The 14,348-nt window shown below is 63.6% G+C and carries 13 protein-coding genes; 8 read left to right on the forward strand and 5 right to left on the reverse strand.

Annotation, left to right across the window (positions count from 1 at the left end; translation table 11 throughout):
- The first annotated feature begins 112 nt into the window (after nucleotides 1–112).
- From arcD to BLR77_RS04750, 6 genes are all read left to right on the forward strand, one after another.
- Nucleotides 113–1,540: an arginine-ornithine antiporter gene (arcD, locus tag BLR77_RS04725; protein WP_074675700.1), complete on the forward strand. Its 1,428-nt coding sequence runs from the start codon at nucleotides 113–115 to the stop codon at nucleotides 1,538–1,540.
- Nucleotides 1,541–1,555: 15 nt separating this feature from the next.
- The gene (arcA, locus tag BLR77_RS04730) at nucleotides 1,556–2,806 is read left to right on the forward strand and encodes an arginine deiminase (RefSeq protein ID WP_074675701.1); all 1,251 of its coding nucleotides are present in this window, start codon (nucleotides 1,556–1,558) and stop codon (nucleotides 2,804–2,806) included.
- A 64-nt stretch (nucleotides 2,807–2,870) separates the two neighbouring features.
- The gene (locus BLR77_RS04735) at nucleotides 2,871–3,881 is read left to right on the forward strand and encodes an ornithine carbamoyltransferase (RefSeq protein WP_074675702.1); all 1,011 of its coding nucleotides are present in this window, start codon (nucleotides 2,871–2,873) and stop codon (nucleotides 3,879–3,881) included.
- 161 nt (nucleotides 3,882–4,042) lie between these two features.
- Nucleotides 4,043–4,969: a carbamate kinase gene (gene arcC / locus BLR77_RS04740; protein WP_074675703.1), complete on the forward strand. Its 927-nt coding sequence runs from the start codon at nucleotides 4,043–4,045 to the stop codon at nucleotides 4,967–4,969.
- Nucleotides 4,970–4,983: 14 nt separating this feature from the next.
- Nucleotides 4,984–5,349: a DUF5064 family protein gene (locus tag BLR77_RS04745; RefSeq protein ID WP_074675704.1), complete on the forward strand. Its 366-nt coding sequence runs from the start codon at nucleotides 4,984–4,986 to the stop codon at nucleotides 5,347–5,349.
- 267 nt (nucleotides 5,350–5,616) lie between these two features.
- The gene (locus BLR77_RS04750; protein WP_074676776.1) at nucleotides 5,617–6,573 is read left to right on the forward strand and encodes a hypothetical protein; all 957 of its coding nucleotides are present in this window, start codon (nucleotides 5,617–5,619) and stop codon (nucleotides 6,571–6,573) included.
- A gap of 17 nt (nucleotides 6,574–6,590) precedes the next feature.
- Here BLR77_RS04750 and lpdA read toward each other — a convergent pair whose 3' ends face one another.
- Together lpdA and BLR77_RS04760 are read right to left on the reverse strand one after the other, a co-directional pair.
- Nucleotides 6,591–7,991 carry a dihydrolipoyl dehydrogenase gene (gene lpdA / locus BLR77_RS04755; protein ID WP_074675705.1) on the reverse strand — a complete coding sequence of 467 codons (1,401 nt, stop codon included), beginning with the start codon at nucleotides 7,989–7,991 and terminating at the stop codon, nucleotides 6,591–6,593.
- A 14-nt stretch (nucleotides 7,992–8,005) separates the two neighbouring features.
- A complete protein-coding gene (locus tag BLR77_RS04760) occupies nucleotides 8,006–9,205 on the reverse strand; it encodes a Bcr/CflA family efflux MFS transporter (protein WP_074675706.1) in 1,200 nt (399 codons plus the stop codon).
- A gap of 95 nt (nucleotides 9,206–9,300) precedes the next feature.
- Between BLR77_RS04760 and BLR77_RS04765 the strand changes: the two genes are divergently transcribed.
- Nucleotides 9,301–9,870 carry a PaaI family thioesterase gene (locus BLR77_RS04765; protein WP_074675707.1) on the forward strand — a complete coding sequence of 190 codons (570 nt, stop codon included), beginning with the start codon at nucleotides 9,301–9,303 and terminating at the stop codon, nucleotides 9,868–9,870.
- A 29-nt stretch (nucleotides 9,871–9,899) separates the two neighbouring features.
- Nucleotides 9,900–10,466: a TetR/AcrR family transcriptional regulator gene (locus BLR77_RS04770; protein ID WP_074675708.1), complete on the forward strand. Its 567-nt coding sequence runs from the start codon at nucleotides 9,900–9,902 to the stop codon at nucleotides 10,464–10,466.
- A gap of 269 nt (nucleotides 10,467–10,735) precedes the next feature.
- Here the strand turns inward: BLR77_RS04770 and BLR77_RS04775 are convergent, their stop codons facing one another.
- From BLR77_RS04775 to BLR77_RS04785, 3 genes are all read right to left on the reverse strand, one after another.
- Nucleotides 10,736–11,992 carry a cyanophycinase gene (locus tag BLR77_RS04775; RefSeq protein WP_074675709.1) on the reverse strand — a complete coding sequence of 419 codons (1,257 nt, stop codon included), beginning with the start codon at nucleotides 11,990–11,992 and terminating at the stop codon, nucleotides 10,736–10,738.
- A 92-nt stretch (nucleotides 11,993–12,084) separates the two neighbouring features.
- Entirely contained in the window at nucleotides 12,085–12,849 is a 765-nt protein-coding gene (locus tag BLR77_RS04780) for a transporter substrate-binding domain-containing protein (protein ID WP_074675710.1), read from the reverse strand.
- A 155-nt stretch (nucleotides 12,850–13,004) separates the two neighbouring features.
- Nucleotides 13,005–14,345: an OprD family porin gene (locus BLR77_RS04785; protein ID WP_074675711.1), complete on the reverse strand. Its 1,341-nt coding sequence runs from the start codon at nucleotides 14,343–14,345 to the stop codon at nucleotides 13,005–13,007.
- Nucleotides 14,346–14,348 lie beyond the last annotated feature (3 nt).

The following is a 14,348-nucleotide window of genomic DNA, read 5'->3' on the forward strand; positions in this document are numbered from 1 at the left end:
GCTACGACATGGATGTGCGTTGACGAATCCTGACTATTGATTCAAGTCAGGATGCTGTGCTCGCCAAACGCGCTCAATACCTATGTCCCCTTGTGACACGGAGGTAATTGAGATGTCTGATTCGACGCAAAAACTCCGCCTCGGCGCGCTGATCGCGCTGGTCGTCGGCTCCATGGTCGGCGGCGGTATCTTCTCGCTTCCACAGAACATCGCGGCCAGCGCCAGCGCCGGCGCTACCCTGATCGGCTGGTTGATCACCGGGGTCGGCATGCTGACCCTGGCGTTCGTCTTCCAGACCCTGGCCAACCGCAAGCCCGAACTCGACGGCGGGGTCTACGCCTACGCCAAAGCCGGTTTCGGCGACTACATGGGCTTCTCCTCGGCCTGGGGCTACTGGATCAGCGCCTGGATCGGCAACGTCAGCTACATGGTGCTGCTGTTCTCCACCCTGGGTTACTTCTTCCCGGTATTCGGCGAGGGCAACACCCTGCCAGCGGTGATCGGCGCCTCGGTGCTGCTCTGGCTGCTGCACTTTCTGGTGCTGCGCGGGATCAAGGAAGCGGCCTTCATCAACACCGTCACCACCATCGCCAAGATGCTGCCACTGGCGCTGTTCATCGTCATCGCCGCCATCGCCTTCAAGATGGACGTGTTCACCGCGGACTTCTGGGGCCGCGGCAATACCGAGTTGGGCAGCGTGATGGATCAGGTGCGCAACATGATGCTGGTCACCGTCTGGGTGTTCATCGGCATCGAGGGTGCGAGCATCTTTTCCGCCCGCGCCGAGAAGCGCAGCGATGTCGGCAAAGCCACGGTGATCGGTTTCGTCGGCGTGCTTCTGCTGCTGGTGCTGGTCAACATCCTGTCTCAGGGCATCATGGCCCAGGCCGAACTGGCCGGGCTGAAGAACCCGTCCATGGCTGGCGTGCTGGAGCAGGTGGTCGGTCCCTGGGGGGCGCAACTGATCTCCATCGGTCTGGTCGTCTCGCTGGCAGGTGCCTTGCTGTCGTGGACCCTGCTGTGCGCCGAGATTCTCTTCGCCAGCGCCCGCGACCACACCATGCCCGAGTTCCTGCGCAAGGAGAACGTCAACCACGTTCCTGCCAATGCGTTGTGGCTGTCCAACGGGCTGATCCAGCTGTTTCTGATCATCACCCTGTTCAGCGCCTCCACCTACCTCAGCCTGCTGTACCTGGCTACCTCGATGATCCTGGTGCCGTACTTCTGGTCGAGCGCCTACGCGGTGCTGCTGGCAGTGCGCGGCGAGACCTACGAGCACGACACCGGTGAGCGCAACAAGGACCTGCTGATCGCAGCCATCTCCACCCTGTACGCGGTGTGGCTGGTCTATGCCGCAGGCGTGCAATACCTGCTGCTGTCCGCGCTGCTCTATGCCCCTGGCGCGATCCTCTTCGCCAAGGCCAAGCGCGAACTGGGACAGCCCATTTTCACCGGCGTCGAGAAGATCATTTTCGTCGCCGTCCTGATCGGTGCCGCCATCGCCGCCTACGGGCTGTATGACGGTTTCCTGAGTCTGTAAGAGAAGGAGTTCGACATGTCCAAGAAAGCCCTCGGCGTTCATTCCGAAGCCGGCAAACTGCACAAGGTGATGGTCTGCTCGCCAGGCCTCGCCCATTTGCGCCTGACCCCCGCCAACTGCGACGAACTGTTGTTCGACGATGTGATCTGGGTATCCCAGGCCAAACGCGACCACTTCGACTTCATGACCAAGATGCGCGAGCGCGGTATCGAGGTGGTGGAGATGCACAACCTGCTGGAAGAGACCGTCAGCAATCCCAACGCGCTGAAGTGGATTCTCGATCGCAAGATCACCCCCAACAGCGTCGGCCTCGGCCTGCAGAACGAAGTACGTTCCTTCATCGAAGGGCTGGAGCCACGCAAGATTGCCGAGTTCCTGATCGGCGGCGTTTCCGGCGCCGACCTGGTCAAGCACAAGGAGTCCGAGGCGGCGAAGATGTTCAACGCCTACCTCGGCGAATCCAGCTTCATATTCCCGCCGCTGCCCAACACCCAGTTCACCCGCGACACCACCTGCTGGATCTACGGTGGTGTCACCTTGAACCCCATGTACTGGCCGGCACGCCGTCAGGAAACCCTGCTCACCAGCGCTATCTACACCTTCCATCCGGACTTCGCCGACGAACAATTCGAGATCTGGTACGGCGACCCGGACAAGGACCACGGCTCGGCCACCCTCGAAGGGGGTGACGTGATGCCCATCGGCAACGGCACCGTGCTGATCGGCATGGGCGAACGCACCTCGCATCAGGCCATCGGCCAGGTGGCGCGGGCACTGTTCGCCAAGGGCGCGGCAGACAAGGTGGTGGTCGCCGGCCTCGGCCGCTCCCGTGCAGCCATGCACCTCGATACCGTGTTCAGCTTCTGCGACCGCGACCTGGTGACCATCTTCCCGGAAGTCGCCAACAGCATCGTGCCCTTCATCCTGCGCCCGGACGAAAGCCGCCCTGGCGGCATCGACGTACGCCGCGAGGACAAGCCCTTCGTCGACGTGGTCGCCGAATCCCTCAATCTGAAGAAACTGCGCGTAGTGGAAACCGGTGGCGACGCCTACGAGGCCGAGCGCGAGCAGTGGGACGACGGCAACAACGTGGTCTGCCTGGAGCCGGGCGTGGTGGTCGGCTACGACCGCAACACCTACACCAACACCCTGCTGCGCAAGGCCGGCGTCGAGGTCATCACCATCAGCGCCAGCGAACTGGGGCGTGGTCGCGGCGGCGGCCACTGCATGACCTGCCCGATCATCCGCGACCCTATCGATTACTGATCCAGCCAGCCCCGGCGACCACCCACCGCCGGGGTGTTTCGACGGCCCAAAAGGAGAAAGAACCATGGCTTTCAACATGCACAACCGTAATCTGCTCAGCCTGATGCACCACAGCACCCGCGAGCTGCGTTACCTGCTCGACCTGTCGCGCGACCTCAAGCGCGCCAAGTACACCGGCACCGAGCAGCAGCACCTGACCCGCAAGAACATCGCGCTGATCTTCGAGAAGACCTCCACCCGCACCCGCTGCGCCTTCGAGGTGGCGGCCTACGACCAGGGCGCCAACGTCACCTACATCGACCCGAACTCGTCGCAGATCGGCCACAAGGAGTCGATGAAGGACACCGCCCGCGTGCTCGGGCGCATGTACGACGCCATCGAGTACCGCGGCTTCAAGCAGGAAATCGTCGAAGAGCTGGCCACCTATGCCGGGGTACCGGTGTTCAACGGCCTGACCGACGAATACCACCCGACGCAGATGCTCGCCGATGTGCTGACCATGCGCGAGCACAGCGACAAACCCTTGCATGACATCGCCTACGCCTACCTGGGTGACGCCCGCAACAACATGGGCAACTCGCTGCTGCTGGTCGGCGCCAAGCTCGGCATGGACGTACGCATCGCCGCGCCCAAGGCGCTGTGGCCGAGCGACGAACACGTCGCCGCCTGCAAGAAGTTCGCGGAAGAAAGTGGCGCACGCATCCTGCTCACCGAAGATCCGAAAGAGGCGGTCAAGGGCGTGGACTTCGTCCACACCGACGTCTGGGTCTCCATGGGCGAGCCGGTGGAAGCCTGGGGTGAGCGCATCGAGGAACTGCTGCCCTATCAGGTCAACATGGACATCATGAAGGCCACCGGCAACCCGCGCGCCAAGTTCATGCACTGCCTGCCGGCTTTCCACAACAGCGAGACCAAGGTCGGCAAGCAGATCGCCGAGCAGTATCCGCACCTGAAGAACGGCATCGAGGTCACCGAAGACGTGTTCGAGTCGCCCTACAACATCGCCTTCGAGCAGGCGGAAAACCGCATGCACACCATCAAGGCGATTCTGGTGGCCACTCTGGCTGACATCTGACGCTGCACGCTTGCCTCCCCTCTCCCGCTTGCGGGAGAGGGGCCGGGGGAGAGGGGGCCGTTCGTGAATGCCATGTCACGTAGCCCGGATGAAATCCGGGAGTAGCCTACCCCATCGCCCCGGATTGCATCCGGGCTACAACCTCAAACAAGGAGAACACCATGCGACTCGTCATCGCCCTGGGCGGCAACGCCCTGCTTCGCCGCGGTGAAGCCATGACCGCGGAAAACCAACGAGAGAACGTGCGCGTCGCCTGCGAGCAGATCGCCAAGGTGGCGCCAGGCATCGAACTGGTGATAGCCCACGGCAACGGCCCGCAGGTCGGCCTGCTGGCCCTGCAAGGCAACGCCTATGACGCCGCCAACCCCTACCCGCTGGACGTGCTCGGCGCCGAAACCGAAGGCATGATCGGCTACATGATCGAACAGGAGCTGGGCAACCTGCTGCCGTTCGAAGTGCCCTTCGCTACCCTGCTCACGCAAGTGGAAGTAGACAGCGCCGACCCTGCCTTCAAGAACCCCACCAAGCCCATCGGCCCGGTCTACACGAAGGAAGAAGCCGAACGTCTGGCCGCCGAGAAAGGCTGGAGTATCGCCCCGGACGGCGACAAGTTCCGCCGCGTGGTGGCCAGCCCGAGGCCGCAGCGCATCTTCGAAATCCGCCCGATCAAGTGGCTGCTGGAAAAAGGCAGCGTGGTTATCTGCGCCGGTGGCGGCGGTATCCCGACCATGTATGACGGCAACCAGCTGCGCGGCGTCGAGGCGGTGATCGACAAGGACCTGTGCTCGGCGCTGCTGGCCGAACAGCTCAATGCCGACCTGCTGGTGATCGCCACCGATGTCGACGCTGCCTATATCGACTGGGGCAAACCCACGCAGCAATCCATCGCCGAAGCCCATCCCGACGAGATCGAAAAGCTCGGCTTCGCCGCCGGCTCCATGGGGCCGAAAGTGCAGGCCGCCTGCGAATTCGCGCGCAATACCGGCAGCACGGCGGTAATCGGCTCGCTGGAAAATATCGAAGCCATCGTCCAGGGTCGTTCGGGCACGCGCATCAGTCTGAACTACAACGGCATCGCCTATCGCTGAGAGAGGGCTCGATCATGTTCACACCCGGCCACCTGCACCGCGACAACAACGACCGCCCCGAGCATATGCGCCTGCTGCCGCCCTTCTCGGTGGATTTCTACTACGAAGTCCGCAAGGACCCGGAACAGGGGCCGATGCTGCATATGCGTCTGGTCGGCGACGTGGACGGCAGGCACTTCGAGGAAGAGTTCGAACTGCACCGCGACGTCGCCTTCAACTTCGCCAGCGTCGCCACCCGCATCGCCGCCCGCCATGGCCTGCACCCCAACGCCAGCCCGGTGATGCGCGGCCACGACGAGTACGACAAGGTGTTCGCTGATATCCGCAGCAAACTCAATCTCCAACCGGGCGAACCGGTGAACCTCGATCACGTGCTCTGACGTAGCCCGGATGAAATCCGGGAAGATCACTCAAGAACGCCGCACCGAGCCCCTAATCTGCTTGTAAAAGAAAGACACTCTCATGGGCATGCCAGGCAATGCGAGCACGCTCATCGGCATGCTCTTGGGTCTCTGCGCCGCATTCAGGGTGCTTCAGCCACTAAAGCCTAATTCCTCGCTGCCGATCACATAATTGAGCACAGTCGACATCGCGCGTCCGACACTTTTTTGCACGCGCATAACAGCAAGATTCCAAGGGATATGGAAATGACAAACTTCAGCGTGGAAGGTCTGCTGGCATATCGTTCGTTTAAGGCGGGCGCGGCAAACGCCGTTATTCAGCGTGATGCCGATCAATCCAGATCATCGCCTGGCCCAAAGGCCATTGGCACTGATGCGGGCGTGAAGGTAACCCTCTCTCCTGCGGCCACGAAAATATCCTTGCTACTTCAGAACGAATCTGCGGGTAAGGCCAGTGGGGCAGTAGGATTCGATGAGTTTCTGGAGAGCAACCACCAGCAGATCAAGGCACAGGGCAAGAATGCCGATTTCCTCAAGGAAATGTCTCAGGACCTTAGCCCGGAGCGGCAAACACTGGCCCAGCAAGCAGCCAACTATCTTCTCAGCCATCATTACGGTGAGGAGAAACTCCATATCAGCCGCTCCGCAGAAAATCCGTTCGCAGCGCTGGATCGAGTAGCGCTTTCAAGGATTTCCTTCGATGACTCAGGGCTGTTTACTGCGGCAGAGCGCCAGGTCGCGTTTCTGGAAATGACCAATCGAGATCTGGTGTATCGCAAAGAGACTTATGACCTGAGCAAGAAGCTGGAAAGGACGGACGACTCCGCGCCATGGTTCCTGGTAACCAGTTTTCTCAGGGATGCACAGTTGATCGGCACCATGAGCGAGGGAGAGAAGGCCTGGCGAAACTGGCCACCAGCAGCCGAGCTGGAGGCCTATGCAGCGTCGATGCTGCGCAATGACCCCAGCCGGGAGCCAACCCTGCCCGAGTATCAGAACCTGAATAACCAGGACAAACCCATCCTGGCCTTCATGGTTGGCAAAGATGGCTCGGGCACCTGGAAAAACATCGCCATTGAAGAACTGGCGTCAGACACCCTGCCGCTCAGACTCATACACTCGCTGATCGAAAAGAACAAAGCCACCCAACCCGACCATCCCTGGCTATCGCTCTACCTCAGCGTCGACAGCCTAGGAAGGTAGGACGCCCCTCCCAGCTCTCACGCCTGCATCGTCCAGCCATGCACACCCATCGCCGCCTGGCGTCCTGCCTCCGAACGGGTCGGGTGCGGGTGGCAGGTCAGCGCGATGTCCTCGGCCGAGGCGGAGAACTCCATGGCCACGCAATACTCGCCGATCAGCTCGCCCACACTCGGGCCGATCATGTGCACACCCAGAATCTGGTCGGTGTTGGCGTCGGCGAGGATCTTCACGAAACCTTCGGTCTCGTGGTTGATCTTCGCCCGGCTGTTGGCGGTGAAAGGGAATTTGCCGACCTTGTAGGCGCGCCCTTCGGCCTTCAGTTCCTCCTCGCCCTTGCCGACGCTGGCCACTTCCGGCCGGGTGTAGATCACCCCGGGAATCACCCCGTAGTTAACCTCCGCCGCATGCCCGGCAATGCGCTCGATGCAGGCCACCGCCTCGTCCTCGGCCTTGTGCGCCAGCATCGGCCCCGAGGTGACATCGCCAATCACCCACACGCCGGGCACGCCGCTCTGGTGTTTGTCGTTGGCGAGCATGCCACGCTTGTCGGTGTTCAGGCCGACGTTCTCCAACCCAAGGCCTTTGGTATAGGGGCGCCGGCCGATGGCCACCAGCACGTAATCGGCTTCCAAGGGCTCGCTCGTACCACCGGCGGCCGGCTCCAACGTCAGGGTCACGCCAGACTTGCCCGTCTTCGCGCCGGATACCTTGGTGCCGAGCTTGAAGTTCATGCCCTGCTTGCTCAGGGTGCGCTGCAGGGTCTTGGCGGTCTCACCGTCCAGGCCCGGGCAGATGCGATCGAGGTATTCCACCACGGTGACCTGACTGCCCAGGCGACGCCATACCGAGCCCAGCTCCAGACCGATCACGCCGGCGCCGATCACCACCAGATGCCTGGGCACCTCCGGCAGCGACAGCGCGCCAGTGGAGTCGAGGATGCGTGCGTTGTCGATGTCCACGCCCGGCAATGGCGTCGGTTCGGAGCCCGTGGCAATAACGATGTTCTTCGTTTCCAGCAGGCGCTCGCCGCCCTCGTGCAGCTTGACCTGCACTCGCCCAGGACCGTCGATCCGCCCCCAGCCCTTGATCCATTCCACCTTGTTCTTGCGAAACAGAAACTCCACCCCCTTGGTCAACGCTTCGACGCTGTCGGCTTTCTGCTTCATCATCTGCGCCAGGTTGAGCGTCGGCGTGACCTCCACACCCAATGCAGTCAGCTCACCACCGGCTGCCGCCTCGTAGAGTTCGGAGGCATGCAGCAATGCCTTGGATGGCATGCAGCCGACGTTCAGACAGGTCCCGCCGAGGGTTTCGCGCCCCTCAACGCAAGCCACCTTCAGGCCAAGTTGTCCAGCGCGGATGGCGGCGTTATAGCCGCCGGGGCCGGCGCCGATGATCACCACGTCATAGCTGCTCATAGCATTTCCTCGAATCAGGGCAGTTCGCCGGCCACCGCGGTCTTGACGACCGGGCGTACCCGCAAGAGGTGGAAGAACAAAAATGCCAGCACAGCGAACAGCGCATGCAAGGCAACCATAGGCCAGGCCGAGCCATCCTGCAGGGCGCCGAGCAACAGGCCGGCCAGGGTGGCACCGGCCATCTGCGAGAATCCCATCAGCCCTGCGGCCAACCCGGCGCGTTGCGGATTGGGAATCACCGCACCGGCCACCGCGGCGGGCAACAGCATGCCGCCGCCGAGCGTGACCAGCACCTGCGGCAATGACAGCCCCAGCAGCGACAGGCCAAACAACAGATAGACCGTCAAGGTCAGTAGCGCCCCGGCCAGCACCAGCGCGACGCCGATACCCACCACCCGCTGCGGCCCCAGGCGTTGCACGTTGCGCAAGGTGAACAGCGCGCCGCCGAGCAAGCCGGAAACGATCAAGGCGAAGGTCAGCCCGTACTGCGCGGCGCTCAGCCCCAGCAGGCCGATGTACACCGACGACGAACCGGCCACCACAACGAACATCGCGCCGTAGGTGCAGGCGATGGTCAGCGCCAGGGCTCGGCAACTGGGCAACACCTGCAGGTAGCTGGCGAGCAGCCCCTTGAGCCGGCCAGCCTGCGGATCCCGCTGAAGATGGGTCTCACGATAACCGCCAAGCACCGACAGCAACGCCAGGCTGCCAAGCATCAGGGTGGCCAGCAGCGGCGCGCGCCAGCCGCCGTACTGGGTCAGCAGACCGCCGACCACGGGAGACAGAACGATGGCCGCGAACATCCCCAGCACCGTCAGTGCCAGGGCTGGCCCCGCCTGCTCCTGCCATACGTCGCGCACGATGGCGCGCGCCAGCACCAGGGCCGCGCAGGCCCCCAGGCCCTGCAGCACACGCATGCCGATCAGAAGCTCGATATTCGACGCCAGCAGCATGCCCAGCGTCGCCAGCAGATAAAGGCTCAAACCTACGAGCAGCACCGGGCGGCGCCCCAGCCGGTCCGACAGCGGCCCCAGCAGCAACTGGCCGAGGCCAAACGCGCCGACGAACAATGAAAGTGCCAACAGGCTGCTGCCGGGCTCGGCGTTCAGTCCACGTTCCAATTCGCCAAGCGCGGGAATCAGCAACTGCGTGGAGGTTTCACCCAGCGCAGTCAGCAGCATCAAAATGATCAACAGGGCACGGGACGGGTGCATGGCAAGACTCCGATCGACAGCGACTGGCGGCTATTTATATTTCGACCATAATATGAAACATTGAATGTCGTCCATCATATTTATCAGGAGCCCGCATGACCGCCTTATCACGAGACGCTCGCCTCGCCACCTGGATCGCAGAAGAACAGGCGGTGCGCAGCCGTCTCGCCGCCCCCGGCACCCTCAGCCTGGCGGAAGTGGCCGCCATGACGCCGATGGATTTCTTCGACGGCAGCGGCCGCGGCGACCTGCCCTCGCCACCAATCAATGCCGTGCTCGACTTCACCCCGGTGCAATGGGCCAGCGGCCTGTTCGTCTTCCAGGGCACACCGGACCAACGCCACTACAACCCGCTGGGCAGCGTACACGGCGGCTATATCGCCACCCTGCTCGACTCCTGCATGGGCTGTGCCGTGCATACCCTGCTCAAGCCCGGCCAGGGCTACACCACCGCCGATCTGCGGGTTAGCTATGTCCGCGCCCTGCGCAGCGAAGCAGGCCCGGTACGCGCCGAAGGCCGCATCATCCACGTCGGCCGCTCCACAGCCCTGGCCGAAGGCCGCCTGTACGACGTCGACGAGCGCCTCTATGCCGTCGCCTCCACCACCTGCCTGATCCTCGATATGGGCGCCCCGCGCCAGAACACCGATGCAGGTGTAAGATGACAGCCAGCATCTGATAAACGAGAGAGCCCATGCGCTATTCGGAAGATCACAAGGCCAAGACTCACCAACGCATCATCGAAGAGGCGGCCCTGCGCTTTCGCCGCGACGGCGTGGGCGCCACCGGACTGCAGCCGCTGATGAAGGCTCTGGGCCTCACCCATGGCGGTTTCTACGCCCATTTCAAGTCCAAGGACGACCTGGTGGAAACCGCCCTGCGCCATGCGGTGGAGGAACTTTCCAGCAGCACCGAGGCACTGGCGAAGGATGCCGAGACGCCGCTGCCACGCTTTATCGCCAGCTATCTGTCCAGCGCGCATCGCGCCAACCCCGGCAATGGCTGCCCGCTGCCGACCATGTCTGCCGAACTGGGCCAGCGTGGCGAGGCCAGTGAAACCACCGACGCGCTGGTGCGAGATCGCCTGGCGCTGATCGAAGCCAACATCGGCGGCGATGACGCCGCCGACCAGAGTGTGCTGTTGCTCTCGGCCATGGTCGGCGCCCTGCTGCTATCGCGCAGCGTCAAGGACCCAGAACTGTCCGACCGCCTGCTCAAGACCACCCGCCGCCGGCTGATCGAGCAGGTGCAGGGCCAATAGCGGCCGAACAGGCGGTGCGCCTCCGCTCGAATGGACGCGCCGGCGTTCCGTAGGGTGCGCTGTGCGCACCAGCTTTCGGCACAAGCGAAGACGGGGCCACGGCAGTTCGAAGAGCAACGCCCTCCGGTGCGCACGGCGCACCCTACGGCCTCGGCCAGCCCCGCGAAATCACGTGTAACGCGCCGCTTGCTTGCGCGACAGGTTCGCTCTGGATCAGCACGAAGCCGCGCTGCCTGAGTGGATGCAGGCAGCGCGAACGAGGCACTCTCTCAGTTGGGACGCATATCCACGCGCAGACGCAGATAGGAGGTCAGGCGCTTGCCGTTGATGACGCCCTGATAGCCGTGACTGTCGAACGCGGTGCTCTTGATCAGGTCGACGCGGAAACGCGGATTGTTCTCGTAGGTGCGGCCCAGGGTGCTGGTCGAGCGACTGTCGAACAGGTCGGTACTGACCTTGACGAACTCGCGCGGGTTGCGGCGGCCGTTGGCACCGCTGTTGTTCGGGCTGCTGAAGATGTCGCCGGTGGCGGTCATCGCCGAGCTGTAGTACTCGCGCCCACGCAGGCTGGTCTTGCCGCTGGCGATCACGAACTGCTGATTGGCCGGGCGGTAACGGTCGCCGGCGGTCAGGTAGCTGGCCAGCACGTCGTAGAGGGCATAGCTGCTGCCGGTGCCGCGCTGCTTGTTGCGCAGGTCGAAGATGAACACGCCGTTGCTGCCGAGCACTTCCATCTCCACCTGGCCGAGACTGGGGTTGTCCTGCACCAGCAGCGCGGTGTCCTCGTCGACGCCGTAGGCGAACGGCACGTTGGTGTAGTCGGCCAGGCGCACGATGCGCCCCTGGCGACCGCGCTCGCTGAAATGGGTGTCGAGCAGGCCGTGGCTGAAGAAGCCGAAACCGCCCTGCATGTCGTAGGACAGGTCATCGCCGCCCGGGGTGGTGTAGACGCCGTAGCGCAGAGCGGGATAGCTCTCGCCGCCGGTGATCATCGGCCCGCCGACCATGATCGCGGTTCCCGCGCTGCTGCCGGCGAGCACGGCGCCGGCAGCGTGCCGGGCGCGAATCGCGGCCAGTGCCGGCGTGTCGGCGCGCGTTGCGGTCTGCAGCGTCTGGGTCAGGCGCGACTGGTCGCCGCCGCCGAAGAAGAAACCGGTCATGCCGTTGATCTGCGCGATCACCTGCGGGTTGCTGTTGTTGCCGATGCTGTCCAGGTCGATGGGGATCCACTGGGCATCCTGGGCGCCGTAGGTCTTCAGCAGCTGCGCATAAAACTCGCCATTGGCCTTGGAGTTGCGCGCGTTGGCCGTGCCGGCGTCCGGGTCCTGACTCGGCGGGATCGAGGCGGCGGTGATCACGCCGATGCGCGCCTGACTGCCGCCGGCCAGCTGCACCAGACGTTGGTAGATGACCGCGTTGTCGTCCTTGAGCCCGCCGCCCACCAGCAGCAGCGGGCCGGCCGCCAGGGCCGGCAGCGGTAACAGAAGAGCCAGCATGAGGGTGTAACGAATAACCGATCCGATCATTTCGATTTCTCCGCAGGTGCCGCACGGGCACGGTTGGTGACGCTGGTTGGGGAACGGTGATTGGGAGCCAGAGCGCAGACGGCGGGCCGGCCTCAGTAAACGGAAAACTGTTTGAAGTAGCGTTTCTCGATGCGCTTGTGGGTGCCGTCGGCGAGGATCGCCGCCAGCGCCAGATCGAGCTGTTCGCGCAGCTGGTCGTCGCCCTTGCGCACGGCGATGCCCTGCCCCTGGCCGAAGAACTGCGGCGCCACCACGGGGCCGCCGACCTGCTCGAAGTCGCGGCCCAGTTCGGTCAGGAGGAAGCCGAAGTAACCGGAAACGGCGTCGTCGAGCACCAGATCCAGCTCGTCGCCTGCGAGCGCCTGGTAGGCCTGGGCGGCGCTGGGATAGCGCAGCAGCTGCACATGCTCGGCGAAGCGGGCCTCGAGAAAGCGCTCGTAGGTGGTGCCCTGCTGCACGCCGACGCGCTTGCCGGCGATGCGCCGCGGGGTGATCAGCATCTGATTGATATGGCCCTTGCGGGCAAAGAAGAAGGCCGGGGTCTGCGCATAGCGAGCGGTGAAATCCACCCGTTCGGCGCGCGCCGCGGTGATCGACATGGACGCCAGGATCAGGTCCGCGCGGCCCGCGTCGAGTGCCGGGATCAGCTCATCCCAGGCGAAGCGCTGCAGTTCGCATTCGCGCTGCATGCGCTGACACAGGGCCCTGGCGATGTCGACGTTGAAGCCGACCAGATTGCCCTGCGCATCGAGTTCCTCGAAAGGCGGGAACTGCCCCTCCATGGCAACCCGCAACGGTCCTGCCGCGCCCGGTTGGGCAAGCAGCACAGCGAACAGACACAACAGCATACGTAGCATTTCGACTCCTTGCCCCGCGCGGGGCCAGGTGGTCAGGGCTCCTGGCGGAAAGGAAGGCGCCGCTGGCGACGCCTTAAGGCCAAAGGAGCATGGGAGCTGACCTTGAAGAAAAAGCTCCGGGCGGCCCGGGATCTGTCGCCGCCCGGAGAATGCCGTTACAGGATGCTCAGCGGGTACTCGATGATCAGGCGCACCTCGTCGAGGTCATCATCGAATGCCGTCGAGCGGTGAGTGGCATGACGCAGGCGCAGCGACAGGTCCTTGGCCGCGCCTTCCTGAAACACGTAGCGCGCTTCCAGATCGCGCTCCCAGTGTTTCTCGTCGTCACCGGCCCAGCCGGCGAAGGCGCCATTCGGATCGGCCTTGGTCCCGTCGATGTCGTCGCCCTTGATGTAGCGCGCCATGAAGGTCAGGCCGGGAATGCCGTAGTGCTTCATGTTCAGGTCGTAGCGGATCTGTACCGAGCGCTCGTTGGGAGCGTTGAAATCGGAGTACTGCACCGAGTTGGCCAGCCAGATGGAGTCGCCGCCGATGTAGTCGAAGAACTCGTCGCCACGCACCTTCTGATAGGCCAGGCTGAGCCTGTGCGCGCCGAAGCTGTAGGCACCCTTGAGCGACCAGGTCAGGGTGTCCAGCTCGCCGGCACGTGCCTCGCCCTCGTCGCGGGTCTTGTACGCCACCAGGTCGAAGTTCAGCGCCTGGCTATCGGCCAGCGGGATGTTGTAGTTCAGGTTGGCGAAGTACTGACGCCAGACGTCCTTGGCTTCGCTGGCATAGAACATCAGGCTCAGATCGTCATTGACCACATAGCTGAGGCCGGCGAAGTCGACGCTGCGCGCTTCGGCCCCGGCGTATTCGCTGGTCATGTCGTCATCGGAGTTGGTGGAGTTGCGGCGGTTGATCGAGGTGAAGTGGCCGGCCTCGAACGACAGCGCGTCGAACTCGTTGCTGGAAATCTGAAAGCCGGTGGCGGTCTCCGGCAGCAGACGCGCGTCGCCAGTGGCGAACACCGGTGCGGTTGGGCGCATTTCGCCGTACTTCAGCTCGGTGGAAGAGGCACGCAGCTTCACCGCGCCGCCAACCTGACCGTAACTGTCCGGTACCTCGGCATCGGCCGTGCGGTTGTTGCTGATCGGCAGCAGACCACCACCCACCCGGCCGCGGCCGCTATCGAGCTTGACCCCGCCATAGGCGAAGGCGTCAGCGCCGAAACCGACGGTGCCCTGGGTGAAACCGGAGCTGAAGTTCAGCTGCGCGCCGTGGGCCCACTCCTCGCGATAGCCGTTGCGCTCACTGGAAGGCTTGGCGCCATTGATGCCCTGGCTATTGCTGCCACCATGACGGTAGTCGCGATTGATGTAGAAGTTGCGGTTGATCAGCTTGAGGCTGCTGTCCTCGATAAAGCCGTTGGCCTCCTGCTGCTGACCGGCGATGGCCGCTTGCGAGACCAGGGCGCCGATCGCCACGGCGAGACAGCTGAGTTGCAGAATCTTCATGCC

This window comes from Ectopseudomonas alcaliphila, from assembly GCF_900101755.1.
Taxonomy (GTDB): Bacteria; Pseudomonadota; Gammaproteobacteria; order Pseudomonadales; family Pseudomonadaceae; genus Aquipseudomonas; species Aquipseudomonas alcaliphila.